Source organism: Neobacillus drentensis (assembly GCF_036962765.1).
GTDB classification, from domain to species: domain Bacteria; phylum Bacillota; class Bacilli; order Bacillales; family Cytobacillaceae; genus Neobacillus; species Neobacillus drentensis_C.
Map to the genome: position 1 here is coordinate 4,533 of NZ_JBALOS010000006.1, position 15,155 is coordinate 19,687.

Annotated in this window: 16 protein-coding genes; 3 read left to right on the plus strand and 13 right to left on the minus strand. The window is 38.3% G+C overall.

From position 1 onward, the window contains the following. Window positions 1-68: 68 nt before the first annotated feature. The 4 genes from opp4C to V7137_RS01755 form a co-directional block, all read right to left on the minus strand. Entirely contained in the window at window positions 69-938 is an 870-nt protein-coding gene (gene opp4C / locus V7137_RS01740) for an oligopeptide ABC transporter permease (protein WP_335696492.1), read from the minus strand. A gap of 77 nt (window positions 939-1,015) precedes the next feature. Then, window positions 1,016-1,966: an ABC transporter permease gene (locus tag V7137_RS01745; RefSeq protein ID WP_335696479.1), complete on the minus strand. Its 951-nt coding sequence runs from the start codon at window positions 1,964-1,966 to the stop codon at window positions 1,016-1,018. A gap of 36 nt (window positions 1,967-2,002) precedes the next feature. Continuing rightward, complete coding sequence (locus V7137_RS01750) at window positions 2,003-2,995, minus strand: ABC transporter ATP-binding protein (protein WP_335696480.1); 993 nt, start codon at window positions 2,993-2,995, stop codon at window positions 2,003-2,005. After that, on the minus strand, window positions 2,992-4,008 hold the full coding sequence (locus tag V7137_RS01755) for an ABC transporter ATP-binding protein (protein ID WP_335696481.1): 1,017 nt from the start codon (window positions 4,006-4,008) through the stop codon (window positions 2,992-2,994). The genes V7137_RS01750 and V7137_RS01755 overlap by 4 nt, the downstream gene beginning before the upstream one ends. A gap of 238 nt (window positions 4,009-4,246) precedes the next feature. On the opposite strand from V7137_RS01755, the gene V7137_RS01760 reads away from it, so the two are divergent. Together V7137_RS01760 and V7137_RS01765 are read left to right on the plus strand one after the other, a co-directional pair. Beyond that, window positions 4,247-4,990: a response regulator transcription factor gene (locus tag V7137_RS01760; RefSeq protein WP_335696482.1), complete on the plus strand. Its 744-nt coding sequence runs from the start codon at window positions 4,247-4,249 to the stop codon at window positions 4,988-4,990. A 12-nt stretch (window positions 4,991-5,002) separates the two neighbouring features. Next, on the plus strand, window positions 5,003-6,772 hold the full coding sequence (locus V7137_RS01765; RefSeq protein ID WP_335696483.1) for a cache domain-containing sensor histidine kinase: 1,770 nt from the start codon (window positions 5,003-5,005) through the stop codon (window positions 6,770-6,772). 114 nt (window positions 6,773-6,886) lie between these two features. Here V7137_RS01765 and V7137_RS01770 read toward each other — a convergent pair whose 3' ends face one another. The 8 genes from V7137_RS01770 to queC all read right to left on the minus strand — a co-directional run bounded on the left by V7137_RS01770 (window position 6,887) and on the right by queC (window position 13,026). After that, window positions 6,887-8,080 carry a M20 metallopeptidase family protein gene (locus V7137_RS01770; protein WP_335696484.1) on the minus strand — a complete coding sequence of 398 codons (1,194 nt, stop codon included), beginning with the start codon at window positions 8,078-8,080 and terminating at the stop codon, window positions 6,887-6,889. Between the two features lie 384 nt (window positions 8,081-8,464). Continuing rightward, on the minus strand, window positions 8,465-9,046 hold the full coding sequence (locus V7137_RS01775; RefSeq protein ID WP_335696485.1) for a hypothetical protein: 582 nt from the start codon (window positions 9,044-9,046) through the stop codon (window positions 8,465-8,467). Between the two features lie 254 nt (window positions 9,047-9,300). After that, entirely contained in the window at window positions 9,301-10,008 is a 708-nt protein-coding gene (locus V7137_RS01780; protein ID WP_335696486.1) for a DNA alkylation repair protein, read from the minus strand. Window positions 10,009-10,286: 278 nt separating this feature from the next. Then, complete coding sequence (locus V7137_RS01785; RefSeq protein ID WP_218351310.1) at window positions 10,287-10,427, minus strand: hypothetical protein; 141 nt, start codon at window positions 10,425-10,427, stop codon at window positions 10,287-10,289. A 163-nt stretch (window positions 10,428-10,590) separates the two neighbouring features. Next, window positions 10,591-11,130 (minus strand): VUT family protein, encoded by a 540-nt coding sequence (locus V7137_RS01790; RefSeq protein ID WP_335696487.1) that lies wholly within the window; start codon window positions 11,128-11,130, stop codon window positions 10,591-10,593. Window positions 11,131-11,164: 34 nt separating this feature from the next. Further along, on the minus strand, window positions 11,165-11,893 hold the full coding sequence (gene queE / locus V7137_RS01795; protein ID WP_335696488.1) for a 7-carboxy-7-deazaguanine synthase QueE: 729 nt from the start codon (window positions 11,891-11,893) through the stop codon (window positions 11,165-11,167). Further along, window positions 11,890-12,366 (minus strand): 6-carboxytetrahydropterin synthase QueD, encoded by a 477-nt coding sequence (queD, locus tag V7137_RS01800; RefSeq protein WP_335696489.1) that lies wholly within the window; start codon window positions 12,364-12,366, stop codon window positions 11,890-11,892. The genes queE and queD overlap by 4 nt, the downstream gene beginning before the upstream one ends. A 3-nt stretch (window positions 12,367-12,369) precedes the next feature. Further along, a complete protein-coding gene (gene queC, locus V7137_RS01805; RefSeq protein ID WP_218351314.1) occupies window positions 12,370-13,026 on the minus strand; it encodes a 7-cyano-7-deazaguanine synthase QueC in 657 nt (218 codons plus the stop codon). Between the two features lie 330 nt (window positions 13,027-13,356). Here queC and V7137_RS01810 point away from each other — a divergent pair, with 330 nt between their 5' ends. Next, on the plus strand, window positions 13,357-13,818 hold the full coding sequence (locus V7137_RS01810; RefSeq protein ID WP_335696490.1) for a CBO0543 family protein: 462 nt from the start codon (window positions 13,357-13,359) through the stop codon (window positions 13,816-13,818). A gap of 421 nt (window positions 13,819-14,239) precedes the next feature. On the opposite strand, the gene V7137_RS01815 is transcribed toward V7137_RS01810, so the two are convergent. Then, window positions 14,240-14,866, minus strand: a complete 627-nt coding sequence (locus V7137_RS01815) for an isochorismatase family cysteine hydrolase (RefSeq protein ID WP_335696491.1) — start codon at window positions 14,864-14,866, stop codon at window positions 14,240-14,242. Window positions 14,867-15,155: the final 289 nt, after the last annotated feature.

Below are 15,155 nucleotides of genomic sequence, written 5' to 3' on the forward strand. Positions count from 1 at the left end.
TCAACAATAAGCTTTAACACAGCCTTATTAAAATATAATGCCATTCATTCTTTCATTAAATAGGATTCCTATTTAATTGATTTCGGATCTAAGGCATCGCGCAGTCCATCGCCAATAAAATTAATTCCAAGCACAACTAGGACAATCATTACCCCAGGGGGAAGCCAAAGCCATGGTTGGGAAGTTAATACCGTTAAGCTTTGAGCGTCAGTAAGCATATTTCCCCAGCTGGCTGTTGGAGGCTGGACTCCCATTCCCAGAAAACTTAGAGATGCTTCAACAATGATTGCTGCAGCAATTCCAAACGTAGCTTGGACTATTATCGGTGCAATCGCATTTGGTAAAATATGCTGAAATAAAATCCGAGGTGTACTTAATCCAAGGACAATTCCCGATTTTACAAAATCAATATGCTTTAACGAGAGAACGCTTCCCCGGACAAGTCGGGCAACGGAGGGCCAGCCAAGAAGTCCCAAAATCCAGATAATATTCCATAGGTTTGGTCCCAAAATGCTAACGACGACTAGAATGAGCATAAGACTTGGAAAGGACATAAAAACATCTGTTAATCGCATTAACAAGGTATCCATCCACCCGCCAAAGTATCCTGACACCGCACCGATAATCGTACCAATGACGGTATAGATCAAAACGGCGCCAAGACCTACCATCATCGACACTCTAGAGGCATAAACCAAGCGAGTGAAAACATCCCTACCCACTTGATCGGTTCCTAACCAGTGCTCAGCTGAAGGTGGTGAAGAAAACTCGTCAAAGACGTGATAGGGATCCTTAGTCGTAATAACCGGTGCAAAAACGGCAATAAGGATGATAAGGAGCATGAAAATAATACCTGCTACTGCTAAACGATGTTTCATAAATCGTTTAACAACGAGTTGAAAAGGTGTTTCTTCCCTGCCATTCTCAAAATGAGACATTTCTGGATGTAGCTTTGGTGCCTCCATCTCTTTTTTGAGATTCGTTTCCAGTATCGGCATAGTCTATTCCTCCTTTCCTATTTATACTTGATGCGCGGATCAACAAAAGAATAAATAATATCAGTAAATAGATTTGCGAATAAAACCATAAAAGCAGTTAATAGATTTAGTGCCATTAATGTGGGATAATCCCTTGACATAATCGATTGGATGGTAAGCTGTCCCATTCCAGGCCATTGAAATACTTGCTCCGTTATGACAGCACCTCCAAGCAGGAACGGAATTTCCAGTCCAATGACGGTAATGATTGGAATTAAGGCATTCTTTAAAGCGTGTTTATTTGTTACGACCATTTCTTTTAATCCTTTTGCCCTTGCCGTTCTTAAATAATCATGACCTAGAACTTCTAGTAAACTCGCTCGGATATAGCGGACATACTGGCCAGCAATCCCGGTAGCCAGTACAAGGACAGGAAGGATAAGGTGCTTTACCTTATCTATGAAACTATCCTCACTTCCGAGAGTCGACATACCACCAGCAGGAAGGATTTGAAATTTTACAGCAAAGATATAAATAAGACCCAAACCAAGAAAAAAATGTGGGATTGAAATTCCCAAAAAGGATGATCCAGTAGCAAAATAGTCTAGCTTGCTGTATTGTTTTACTGCGCTAATCATTCCAATCGGAAGAGCAATCACTAAACCAACGATCAGTGCCAGTAACATTAATTCAAAAGTTGGGCCAATCCTATCTACTATTAACTTCGACACGGGCTCATAAGTTGAAAAGGAATAACCCAAATTTCCTTGCAGAAGGTTCCCCACCCAATGGAAAAATTGAAGCCATAACGGATCATTCAAGCCTAATTGTTCTTTCCGCAAATTTAGTAGTTCCGTAGAAGTATTGGGATCAACAAACATCTCAACAGGGTTTCCTGGCGCCATATTGATAATAATAAAGTTTAAAATCGTTACCCCAAATAAGACAGGAAGGGCGATTAATAGCCTGCGAATAATATATGGAACCAATTTCACACCCTCTTTCTCTAAAAATAAATATTCTTCCTAAACATCTTTAATAGAAAAGCATGCCACACTATGATCCTTTCCTTTAAGTACTGGAACTTGTTCCCTGCAAATCGCTGTAGCGATGGGGCAGCGTGTATGAAAACTGCACCCGCTTGGAGGATTGGCCGGGCTCGGTACATCTCCCGGTATAACAATTCTCTCTTTCGATCTCATTTCAGGGTTTGGAATGGGATAGGAACTTAATAATGCTTTTGTATAGGGATGTTTTGGGTTTCGAAAAATTTCTTCTGTTTTGGCCACTTCAACGATTCTACCCAAATACATGACAGCAATTCGATCGCTGATGTATTTCACTGCACCTAATCCATGTCCAATAAATAAATAGGTTAAGTGAAGTTCCTTTTGCAAATCCTTAAGCAGGTTTAATATTTGGGCTTGGATAGAAACATCCAAGGCGGAAACTGGTTCATCGCAAATGATAAGCTTTGGATTTAAGGACAGTGCTCTGGCAATTCCGATCCGCTGCCGCTGCCCACCGGAAAATTCATGTGGATAACGATTTTTATAGCTTTGAGGTAGGCCCACTAAATTCAGCAGTTCATCCACTCGCTTATGTAAGTTTTCTTTCTCTACTACCCTATGAATTTTCATTGGTTCCTCAAGTAGGTCTTTGATTCTTTTTCTTGGATTCAGTGAGGAATAAGGGTCTTGAAAAATAATTTGCAAGTCCCGGCGGATGCTTTTCATTGTTTCACTTGATGCTTTCGTTATTTCATTGTCCTGAAAGTACACCTTTCCTTCTGAGGCGTTCTCCAAACGAACAAGGGTTTTTCCAATGGTCGATTTCCCACATCCAGATTCACCTACTAACCCAAGCGTTTCACCGGAATTTATGAAAAAGTCCACTCCATCCACAGCTTTGACGTGACCAACCGTTTTTGAAAAAATTCCTTTTTTTATAGGATAATAGGTCTTTAATTTTTCTACTTTTAATAGAGGAGTCGATTCTTCATCCAGCATTAATTTCATTTGACACTTTCCTCCTTTGTTTTACTGGAGTCAGAACTCAGATACTCTTCCTCCCTTAACCAACACCTCACTTTATGTCCATCTTGAATTTGTTCTAGTCCTGGCTGTTCCTGTAAGCAGCGCTGTGTTGCATGTGGACATCTAGTATGAAACCGGCAGCCCCTTGGCATGTTCTGTAAACTAGGTACTGATCCAGGAATGGAGTCAAGCCGCTGCTCCTCGTCATAGTCAAGATGTGGTATCGATGCCATTAAGCCTTGTGTATAGGGATGCTTAGGTACCTTAAATAGAGTGAATACATCCGCTTCTTCCACTACCTGCCCTGCGTACATAACAATAACCCGGTCGGCTATTTCAGCAATGACGCCTAAATCATGGGTAATGAGCATGATTGCCGTCTCAGAATCTTTTTGAAGCGTTTTCATTAATTGTAAAATTTGTGCCTGAATCGTAACATCAAGTGCTGTAGTGGGTTCATCCGCGATTAGAAGTTTGGGTTTGCATGCCAAAGCCATAGAAATCATCACTCTTTGCCTCATCCCGCCAGATAACGCATGAGGATACTCCTTCATAATGTCCCTTGCACTTGGAATCCCAACCTTTTTTAACATTTCAATAGCAAATTCTGAAGCATCCTTCGTATTCATTTTTAAATGGAGCTTGATCCCTTCAACCATTTGATTTCCAATCGTAAAAACGGGATTCAAAGAGGTCATTGGTTCTTGAAAAATCATCGAAATTTCATTTCCCCTGATTTCTCTTAAACGTTGTACGGATACTTTTGTGAGGTCCTCTTGACCAAATAAGATTTGACCCTTTTTTATTTTTCCATTTTTACCGAGAAGCCCCATAATAGACAAGGAGGTTACACTTTTACCGCATCCAGATTCACCTACAATGCCGATTGTTTCTCCAGGATTGACGTTAAAACTCACTTCTTCTACAGAAATTACTTCTTCCTTTTCTGACTCAAATGCAATTTTTACATGATCGACTTCTAGCAAAGGTCTCATTTCCTCACCACTCTTTCTAAAATACGATAAATATTCATTTATCTAATATTCAGTCTTTTGAATTGCTGATCATTAACTTGATTACCATAATTTAATCAAAGTATAGGGATTAAAAAAAGGGACTTGAATTGACATTTCGTATCTTTTATTGACAAGTAGAAATTGAAACCTTACTTGTTGAAAGGTTTAAAGTATAGTATATTTTGAATATTAAAATAGCTATTTTAGGTGGTGGACGATGTATAATCTAGTGATTGCCGATGATGAATATGAGATTCGTCATGGATTGGTAAACTATTTCCCCTGGGAAGAGGTTGGATTTGAAGTAATCGGAAAAGCTTCAAATGGAGTGGAAGCACTAGAACTGATTTCAAAGGGAAACGTGGATGCGTTGCTGTGTGACATTTCCATGCCAAAGATGACTGGAATTGAGGTAATTAAAGATATCTACCTTCAGCAATCCGATGTTATGACCGTTTTTCTTAGCGGTTATCAAGAGTTTCACTACGCACAAGAAGCTATAAAATATGGGGTTAAAAATTATATTCTAAAACCAACAAAGTTTTCAGATTTAATGGAAGCGTTTTCCCAAATCAAAAAAGAGCTTGACCAAAGGATTCCCCGGAAAGCTGAGCGGGTATTAGGACATCGAAACATAGACGGTGAGGATGATCCCATTATTTTCAAAATAAAAGATTATGTAAAAACCAATTTTAAAAGCGCTTCCTTAGAAGATGCAGCGCAAACCGTTTATATGAACCCTCATTATGTCAGCAAATATTTTAAACAAAAAACAGACGAAAATTTCTCGGATTTTGTTTTTCAAGTAAAAATGGAAGAAGCAGCAAAATTACTGAAAACGATGAAATACAAAGCCTATGAGGTTAGTGAAATGGTCGGTTATAGTAATGCCAAAAATTTCACACGTGCTTTCCGTAAATATTTCGGTGTTAGTCCGAAAGAATATCGGCTGTTGAATTAAGGAATGGTTCACATGGATTCCCTAAAACGCTCTTTTTATATTAAAAATTTAATCAAACTGCTCATTCCAATGCTCATTCCCATCTTAATTCTTGGAACACTAGCAATTAGCTTAATTCATTTGTATCTAAAAGAAAAAATAAATCAAGAAAACCTTAATTTATTAAATCAAATTCAAATGAATGTTGACATGATTTTTGATGAATTGGATTCTATTAATTTGACGATTGCAGCCAGTGCCGTAGAATTCATAGATTTACAAAACATGCTGCAAAAAAAATGGCTGGACCAAATGGATTATGTGAAGCTGGCTTCCTTAAAAAATATGATCGATTCACCTGCTATCGCACATCCATATATTGATTCCATTTATATTTACATAAACAATGACCATAATCGCTTTCTTACTTCAACAACAGGGGGAGTGGTTGACTTATCTACTTTTGAAGACACCTCATGGTCTAAATCTATTCGTAAGAATAAACTGACTGACGGTGTTTGGACCGAGAAAAGAACGATTATTCGGAAACCGGAGAATTTCGCCCCTAAAAAAATGGAAGTCATATCGATGTATCGAAGCTTTACCCTTGCAAATGGTGATGTTGGATACATCATTTTAAATGTAAACACTTCCTATTTAAGGGACTATCTAAACAGCTTATATAAAATGCAGGGACAAAATTTCTTGGTTATGGATCAGGATTACCAGGTTCTCTTTGAGAACCATCCAGTTAAAATATCCATACCCCATTTTAAGTCAATGGGTCTCCATTCTAAATCAATTAGTTCCATGCAGATTCAGAAGGTTCCATCCGTTGTCTTTAAGGTAGCGTCCGATAAATATAGTTGGTTGTTTTTTTCAACCATACCGAAAGATTCCCTTTATAAACTTCCATACCAACTAAGCATGGTTACGCTAATACTACTAATTTCCTCCATCATTGTTGGAGGAATTGTGGCCTATTATTTAACAAAAAGAAATTTCAGGGAGATTCGCTCTATTGTCAATATCTTAAACCGTGCGGAAAAGGGTGAACCCCTTCCCCATTTACCATCTGTTGTAAAAGATGTTCACAGCTACATCATTCATAAAATAGTAACAAACTTTATGGAGCAATCCTACATGAAGGTATTGTTATCTGAGCGGAAATATAAAATGCAAGCGCTGGAATTATCTGTTCATCAATCACAGTTAAATCCCCATTTTTTATTTAATACACTCGAGACCATTAATTGGAAGGTTATTAGTTTGACAAAAAGACCGAATGAAATTAATGAAATGATTGATAATTTGGCCACCATTCTCCGCTTTTCATTAGATGCAAAGGATAACTTAGTAGTGTTAGAGGATGAAATTAAACATACAAAGAGTTACGTGGACATTCAGAAAATCAGACACAAAGACCAATTTACGTGTGTATGGGATTGCAATCCGGGTGTTGGAAAATATTATATCGTGAAATTGTTTCTTCAACCGCTTATTGAAAATTCTCTCCAGCATGGGATGCTTGACCTGAAAAGAAAACTTTCTATTAAAGTGAAAATTAAAAGTTCTTCCAAGTACCTTTTAGTATCGGTTATTGACAACGGTACAGGTATTGAAGCTGAAAGATTAGAAGATATCCGTACTAAATTGAGGTCAAATTATTCTTCTTCCAATCACATTGGTCTTTATAATACAAATAAACGATTTCAATTAACCTATGGAGAAAACTATGGAATTACGATTCGAAGTAAGCTTGGATGGGGAACCATTGTTTCCGTGAAAGTTCCGATTTATTAAGGAATCTCCTATCAGGCTAAATAAAAAAAGGGAGGAGTTAGCGGACAGGAATAATACCGTGCCTGCGCTTCCTTCTCACCTTCTCTTATTCACTTCATGAAAAAATGAAGTGATTTATTTTTCATTCAAAAATGTTAATGCAGTCTGAACATAATAAGTAACACCAAGAACCAATGATTCTTCTTTTACATCAAATTTAGGGTGATGATGAGGGAAATTTTCTTCTAATCTATCATTTCCTGCCCCCAATAACACAAAGCAACCTGGTGCTGCCTCTGAAAATGCTGAGAAATCCTCCCCGCCCATGATTGCTTGAGATATCACGCGATTACTTTCACCAAAGGTTTCTACGATGGTATGATCAACTAATTTGGTGATATTTTCCTCATTTACAACCGAAGAGTATCCAAGCTGATAATCAAATTGGTAGGATGCGTCGTTTGCTTCAGTGAGCCCCTTCGTTAACTTTTCTAGCCAAATTGGTATTTGCTTACGGATTTCAGGATCAAATGTTCGAACAGTTCCTCCAATTGTTACTCGATCTGGGATAATATTATTTGCCGTTCCACCATGAAATTGAGTGACGGAAATAACCGCACGGAGACTTGCGTCCACTTTTCGTGACATGATCTGATTGATTCCGTTTACAAGTTGAACTCCGATCGCAATCGGGTCAACAGTCGCATTCGGTTCTGAACCATGTCCGCCCTTACCTTGAATCAATATATCAAAAGCATCTGCTGCTGCTGTTACAGGGCCATAACAAATGCAAAATTTCCCAATAGGGATTTGAGAAGCCAGGTGTAATCCAATGACACCATCGATCCCTTCGGTTACTCCTTCTTTAACCATTTCTGATGCTCCACCTGGGAACAATTCCTCTGCATGCTGGAAGAAAAATCTAATTTCTCCATTAATCTCATCCTTCAATTGAGACAGTACTTTTGCTGCACCGAGGAGCATGGCTGTATGTCCATCATGGCCGCAGGCGTGCATGACATTATTGTTTTTTGAAGCAAAAGGGAGCCCTGTTTCTTCCTTGATTGGCAGTGCATCCATATCCGCTCTTAATCCAAGTACTTTGCCGGGTTTACTGCCAACAAGTCGTCCCATTACACTTGTCGGTGTTACCTGAGAAACTTCCATCTTCTCGAAGGACAGCAATTTTTCATATACATACTTCGAGGTCTCAAACTCCTGAAAAGAAAGCTCTGGATTTTCATGGAAATGCCTTCTCCACTCGATCACTTCATCTTGAACGGCTTCAACCAATTTCGAAATATCAACCATTTTTTCAATCACAGACATAACCTCCCCAAAATTTTTTGTTCAAGACCATTTTAGAGAAGAAGTGAGAAATAAAACAACATAAATTTTAGAATATTATTAATGTTCCTAATTAATGAGTACTTTCTTAAAAAATGACCCCTCTAAGTTCATTTATTTATTGGCTCTTCAGTTAACTCAGTCCAAAAGTGAAAAATAAAAAAGTGTACCAAAAATGGTACACCCTTACGAATTTTACTTATTCATTTTCATCTATATTCTTACATCTGCTTCAACGACCACGATGTAAATAATTAGTTATCTCAAATAGTTCGTTTCAGTGCGGTTAATTTCCCCTTAGTTAGCAGTACTTTTTCTCGTTGTTCGCTGAGCATTGTTTCTTCACAAGGACTTAAATACCCTTGCTTATTGGCCCTTAGGACAGTTAGGCAATTGTCCAAGATCCTGTACGGGCGCTTTCGTGTTATGAGCCTTGTATGTATGGCCACTTTTGTCCTGCATAATAATCTCCACAAATGCAGGCTTCTGACCACAATAGATGCTGTGCGTCCATACGTCGTCTTTCATTTTATTTGCTTTTTTATAAAACTGTGTGCTGTACTGCTGACCCTCATAGGCGATAAGATTCTTCAAGCCTTTCCCTTTCGCCTTGTTTTCGGCTACTACTTTGCCATCATTGCCAACCAGCTGCACGGTTATACGTTGGATTTTCTGTTCATTGAATTGCTTCGGATTGACGGAGAACCCTACGTTGTAGCCTGGCACTTGTTCGGCTCCTAACTTGTCTCCATAAGTAAAATCCTCTGGGAGGATGACGTTGGTTTGTGCGGAAACCGGTACGCTAAACAATAGGGCCGCACTGATCCCAAGTCCTGCTAGTAGTTGTCGTTTCATTTGTGTTTTTTTACCTCCTTTAGTAATTTCCTTCTTAGTATCGAAAGAAATAAATGGAGTATGCAAAATTGGAATAAAGTACTTCGGCCACATAAATAGCCCCCTACTGTGTTTCAGTGGGGGCTATTTCAATATTGCATTTTTATTATCTATTTACCAAATGGATTTAAGTTGCTTCCTTCCATCTCTTCACCTAACGAAACGACTCCCATGACTAAGAACAATATGAATGCTAAAAACCCTATAATGCCTAAAATCATTTTATGATTCCGAACCTTACTTGTCAGCAGCCTTCGAATGATGTATAGAGCCTTGTTCCCGTTCGTGTAGGTACATTACAAAACATGCTAACACCTTACATATTTGCGTTTGAAACCAAGCTTCCCTCTATCGACTTCCTTTTGAATATTTTCGGAAGCAAGCAGGGTACTGCTTTTTTTCGTGCCTCGTCTGATTTCAACTGGGCCTACTGCCTTTGCGGTTTCAACCGCCTTATCATGGAGCGGCATATATGAAATCGCGACTGTGTAGAGAAAATTATTCATCGCGGATTTTGTACGATCAGGAGAATCGTGAATCGTATTTTTCACCTGATCAAGCATACTGGCAATCTTGCTTTCGCTAAATTCACTGTCCTTGCGGTTACCTAAAAGCCAGCAGTAACAGCTCCAGCCTGCTGACATTCTAAGTTCTTCACCGCTTGCGATCCACTTATCGGCAACAACTTGCGCGATATCGGCTTCTGCCAAAGTTACTGCCACCACATAATCGGACAGCATATAAAAATACGCCGCATCGATCCAACGATCAAAATCCTCCTCCGTCATTGTCATTGGGTCCGCAATGATGCCGGCAAAATACATGGCATCGTAGTTCCCGGTCGCGTAAAGCTGCTCGGCCAAAGGCTGATTCTTCTTAATTTTCTTTGCATGCGGCTTCATTGCACCTGTAGCAACACCAAAAACCGGCTCATGTGCACCATTGCTTATGTACATCTTTTTCATTCGCTCCTTACCGAGCGCTTCCAGTTCCTGCATAACCATTTCGAAATCCATCGTTTTGCACTTCCCTCCTTTATCATCATACTCACTTCATTTTAACCATTTGAACGAATAAACAAAATCATTTCTGAGAATGACTCTTTGTTCAAAATTTGATCAAGGAAAACAGAAAAGTCATCCCATATTTTTACTACCTCTTTTCAACATTTCCATCTTCATTAATTCTTGAACTTAATACCGTTATCCTGCCCGTTTATTAAATAAAAAAGAGCTGAAATCAGCTCAGCGTTCTTTAACGAATGCGCTCGATAAAAGTAGTGCACACTTCCATACTATTTCATTTTTATAGGGGCTACAACTGCAAATAAATTTTCAGATGGATCGGTTACATTGATTTCAATCACTTTATATCCGGTTCCTCCGTTGTTATACTCGTTTTTAGTTGTAGTAATTTTTAAATGATGGTTGTTCATAGTGATTTCTTCCTTCCAATAAAATTTCTCACAGAAGTTACTATATGTTGAATGGGAAGAAATGTGCATTATTTTTATCAAGAATTAAAATATCTTTGACTGAATATAAAAAAGCACTTACCTTGGTGTGATTCTCTCACTCTCCTCGGCAAGTGCATTTATATTAATTAGATACCGTATTCTGATTGGATGATTTATATACAAGGCTTAATAGTACTGCTGCAATCGCCTGAATGATCGTTTTCACAATGACTTGTCCGAGGATGGCTGCTGGAACGGCTTCCCAAGGTAAGAAGTTTGCACCCATCGGGCTTAGACCGATAATGACGAATATGACGGAATCCAATAGACCGCCAACGATTCCGCTATAAAACACTCTCCAGCTCATTGGTAGATTTAATCTTGTATAAATTTCTGTATCGGTTGTTTCTGCCACTGCAAATGATAGAGCAGAAGCTAACACGATGATCAGTGTATCACCTAGCATGAATGACACAAGTCCAGACAATAATAAGGCCGTTCCTATGAAAATATAAGTCATTTTTCTTCCATATTTGTTTTGAACCAAATCACGAAAAATAAACGTGGCTCCAATAAACAATGTTCCCATTGGAACAATAAATACGCCCAGTTGCAATGGTGCGAAAGCTGCTGTAACAACATTCGCGGTTACAATTGATATTAAATATAATAGGATTCTCATTCTTTCCTTACTCTCTTTCTAACCTCTATTCGCCTTACACGCCTCGCTTATTCCCCCAAAGAAGTGCATGTAATTGCGGTAACACCTTTACATCATTCAATTCATGATCCGAAACTACACAATTGACTAACCACTCATATTTCAACAATAGTTTTTGAATCAACTCATTGTTATTCGCATTCGTAATATCATCGTTCCCTACTTGCAGATAAAAAGGGATAGCCGCGTAACGGTTATGGACCGTTTTCGCATACTCAAGATCCGTTTCATCAAAGATGACAACTTTAAGACTTACTTGATGTTTAAAATCATGGTCTTTTAAATTTTGAAAAATGGAATCTAAGATTTCAAAATTCGTTACCATAGTGGAACTTGGAGGTTTGGGTGAAATGGTCAATTCATCGACGTTGACGAACCAGTCCTGCCATCGGCTGCCTTGCGTTTCGATGCCAATTTTTATAGCATTTTCTTTTAATAAATCGATAAAAACATCTAAATTTTTCAGCAGCGCAGGATTTCCGCCTGAGATCGTTACAAACGAGAAATTATCGCCGCCGACTCTCTTTAATTCAGCCCAAATTTCTTCAGCCGTCATTAATTGGATATCATCTTTGGCACTGCCATCCCATGTAAAGGCAGAATCGCACCAGCTGCATGAATAATCACAGCCGGCGGTCCGAACGAACATCGTCTTTTGACCAATGACCATCCCTTCTCCTTGGATGGTTGGGCCAAAAATTTCTAAAACAGGAATCTTACTCATTCCTCCATCCACTCCCTTCTCGCTTCTGCATAGCTTGTTGGAGTTTCAAACAGACGGACAAATTCCACTCTTGCTCCATGATATTGATTTCTACGCTCTTCTGTTGCTAATGCTTCCTTCATTTTTTCGTAAATCCACACAACCATGTTTTCCGCTGTTGTATTCATCGAAGGAAGGGTTTCATTCAAGTATTGATGATCAAGGAATATTTCGATTTCATTTTTCCAAATCTCTTTAATATCACCAAAGTCGATCATTAAACCGCGTTCATCGACAAAACCGCTGATACCGAAAATAACGTGGTACGTGTGGCCGTGCAAGTTCTTACATTTCCCTTCATAGCAATGCAAGTGGTGTGAAGCATCGAAAGTAAATTCTTTGCTCACTAGTACACGTTTTGCGTGATATTTTAATTGATGAGGATGAATATCCTCATTTATTTTTTGAAGTTTATCGACGATTCTAAAACCCATCGTTTAAAACCTCCCATTTAAAAAGTCATCGAGCCCTCTTTTTCGTAATACGCAGGCTGGGCATTCGCCGCATCCATCGGCAATCACACCGTTGTAGCAGGTTAATGTTTTTTCACGAACAAATTCTAATGCGCCTAACTCATCCGCTAGAGCCCATGTTTCTGCTTTGTTGATCCACATTAATGGGGTATGAATGACAAAATTATCGTCCATGGATAGATTCAAGGTCACATTCAGTGATTTGATGAAAATATCACGGCAATCCGGGTAGCCGCTGAAATCTGTTTCACACACACCAGTTACCAAATGCTTGGCACCAATTTGACGTGCTAATACACCTGCGAATGTGAGGAATAACAAATTACGGCCTGGCACAAATGTCGAAGGTAGTTCACCCTCGCCGCCATCAGTAACTTCAATATCTGAACGTGTTAACGCATTAGGAGCTAGTTGATTCAGTAATGACATATCTAAAATATGGTGCTTCACACCAAGTTCATTCGCTATATTTTTCGCACATTCAATTTCTAAGCTATGCCGTTGATTGTAATCAAATGTTACGACTTCTACTTCTTTAAATTGTTTTAATGCCCAAAATAAACATGTGGTGCTGTCTTGTCCACCACTAAATACAACAATGGCCTTCTCATTTTTTAACATTTCTTTCCGATACTTCCTTTCAAAATAGAAAAAACAGCACTCCAAGATAGAAGTACTGCTTCATCTTAGTTTTTTTAATGAGGGGGGCTAGAACCTCTTATCGCTGATACGATTATTTATTCAATTCAAAAATACACAATAATAAAGACATTTTACTATCTTTCCACCTATTTGTCGACATTTTTCGAGTTTCTCTGTTTTCAGATAACTAAAGCTTGGTTGTTTAATAAGCAATGTAAAAGCCATTTTCCAAATTTATTATCATAGATAATGATAAAAAACTACCACAAACCACATCCTATACTTATCGAGAGACAAGTGAGGACGCTTATGTGGTATCTTTATATTTCTGTATTAACCTTTAATACAGTAGCACTATTCACCAAAAAGAAATTACAACCCATTGTCTATTATGCTTCGGTCTTCTGGGGGCTATTTTTTGCAGAATTTACGGACAGATGGACAGATAAATGGGACTTGTATGGATTCTTTGAACCAGGGGTTATTGATTGGGAAAGTACCCTTATTATCCTGGGTATTTATCCTGCAGCTACGATTCTTTTGCTTAATTGGTATCCTTATGAACGAACCAGGAAAGCCAAGGTTGCATATGTCCTTGCCTGGTCTGTATTCTCAACGGCATTTGAGTATTCCTTTTATCTTGCAGGCTATGAACACTTTAACAATGGATGGAAATGGTGGCATTCAGCTATATCCTATCCATTCTTATACGAATTACTATTCATACAAGAATGGTTTGTAGAACGACTACTAAAAAAAGGGAAGCTCTGACTAACGGGTTGGCTCGTTTACACGAACTTATCTTTTTCCGTACCTCTACAAAATCATAGTTATTGGTGATATTGAACTAGCTAATAAAGAAGTATGAATAAAAGTGAATTTGTTGCTATCATATCGCATGAGCTTAAATCACCCATAACTGATGTGATGTTTAAGTTGGAAGCAATTATCGAAAAGTAGGTCTGTATCAAGATCGGTTAGATATTTGAAAAAGTGCTACAAGATGATGGGAGAGATTCAGGAACTAGCAATGGATATGGTGGAAATCTATCTAATGAAACACACTGTAATTGAATCTAAATTTTATAAGAATGGACTTATTGGATATCGTTAATGAAAGCACCTAACTGCTGCAACATTACAATTAATCAAAGAATAATCTCTTCTTTAGTATGCCTTTTTAAGAGTATCATTACATATTTGAAATGGCTTCACGTGTTGTCCATGTAGCACTACTGAAAGCTCGGTAGTTCGTAACAGCAGCATGAAAATCGTTTTCACTAATCGTGGCAGTTGCATCGTAAACAACAGCTGTCTTGAAGCCATTTTCGATTAAATCTCTCATATGCGATTCAACGCATACGTTTGATAATACCCCAGCCAAAATGACTTGTTCTTTTCTGCGTTGCCTTAGTTGATAGACCAGATCATTTGTCTGAGGACTGGCCACCTTGTGCGGGGTTGCAATGACGGATGTTTTGTCCCAGATATACGGAGCTAAAGTTGGAACATAATCGGCTTCCGGAGTTGGAGGTCTATATTGATTTAATTTCTGATAAACACGCAAACTAATCAACATCTCTTGTTCGTTCCCTGTAAACTGCCAATCATAGTCATGTGGATATAAAAAGTGCGGGGAAACAAAGAGCTGATAACCTTTACTACGGGCAGTGCTTAATAGGAGTTCCAAGTTGGCTAAAGTATTATTCTGTTTAATGTTAGCCTTTGTCAAATGATATCCTCTTCCACCTGGAGACAAAAAGTCATTTTGAGGGTCAGTAATAACTATTGCAGTATTCGCTGGGTTTGGTTTAAACATAGAATTGTTCCCACCTTTTTTATGTTTTCACTTATCGATTATATGAACTACATTGATTAAAAAATTCCTTAGGAAAATGAAATTTTGAATTTAATGAGTGACAATAAAGTATGGATAAATAAATACAACTATTGCATAGAAACCCCATTTCTTTTTTTGTATGATTCCTTCCAATAAACATAAAAAAGAGCTGTATTTCACCTCACTTGTTCAACCTGCCCTGTAAGCACTATAAGAAAAAGAGCGCCGAAAATGGCAGCCAGATATTCAACTCTTGCACCCGATAGTT

What these genes read in the sequence shown, in the direction of transcription:
- opp4C (WP_335696492.1), bottom strand. Translation starts at nt 938, where the DNA reads ATGTCTCATTTTGAGAATGGCAGGGAAGAAACACCTTTTCAACTCGTT.
- V7137_RS01750 (WP_335696480.1), bottom strand. Translation starts at nt 2,995, where the DNA reads ATGAAATTAATGCTGGATGAAGAATCGACTCCTCTATTAAAAGTAGAA.
- V7137_RS01755 (WP_335696481.1), bottom strand. Translation starts at nt 4,008, where the DNA reads ATGAGACCTTTGCTAGAAGTCGATCATGTAAAAATTGCATTTGAGTCA.
- V7137_RS01760 (WP_335696482.1), top strand. Translation starts at nt 4,247, where the DNA reads ATGTATAATCTAGTGATTGCCGATGATGAATATGAGATTCGTCATGGA.
- V7137_RS01765 (WP_335696483.1), top strand. Translation starts at nt 5,003, where the DNA reads ATGGATTCCCTAAAACGCTCTTTTTATATTAAAAATTTAATCAAACTG.
- V7137_RS01770 (WP_335696484.1), bottom strand. Translation starts at nt 8,080, where the DNA reads ATGTCTGTGATTGAAAAAATGGTTGATATTTCGAAATTGGTTGAAGCC.
- V7137_RS01775 (WP_335696485.1), bottom strand. Translation starts at nt 9,046, where the DNA reads ATGTGGCCGAAGTACTTTATTCCAATTTTGCATACTCCATTTATTTCT.
- V7137_RS01780 (WP_335696486.1), bottom strand. Translation starts at nt 10,008, where the DNA reads ATGGATTTCGAAATGGTTATGCAGGAACTGGAAGCGCTCGGTAAGGAG.
- V7137_RS01785 (WP_218351310.1), bottom strand. Translation starts at nt 10,427, where the DNA reads ATGAACAACCATCATTTAAAAATTACTACAACTAAAAACGAGTATAAC.
- V7137_RS01790 (WP_335696487.1), bottom strand. Translation starts at nt 11,130, where the DNA reads ATGAGAATCCTATTATATTTAATATCAATTGTAACCGCGAATGTTGTT.
- queE (WP_335696488.1), bottom strand. Translation starts at nt 11,893, where the DNA reads ATGAGTAAGATTCCTGTTTTAGAAATTTTTGGCCCAACCATCCAAGGA.
- queD (WP_335696489.1), bottom strand. Translation starts at nt 12,366, where the DNA reads ATGGGTTTTAGAATCGTCGATAAACTTCAAAAAATAAATGAGGATATT.
- queC (WP_218351314.1), bottom strand. Translation starts at nt 13,026, where the DNA reads ATGTTAAAAAATGAGAAGGCCATTGTTGTATTTAGTGGTGGACAAGAC.
- V7137_RS01810 (WP_335696490.1), top strand. Translation starts at nt 13,357, where the DNA reads ATGTGGTATCTTTATATTTCTGTATTAACCTTTAATACAGTAGCACTA.
- V7137_RS01815 (WP_335696491.1), bottom strand. Translation starts at nt 14,866, where the DNA reads ATGTTTAAACCAAACCCAGCGAATACTGCAATAGTTATTACTGACCCT.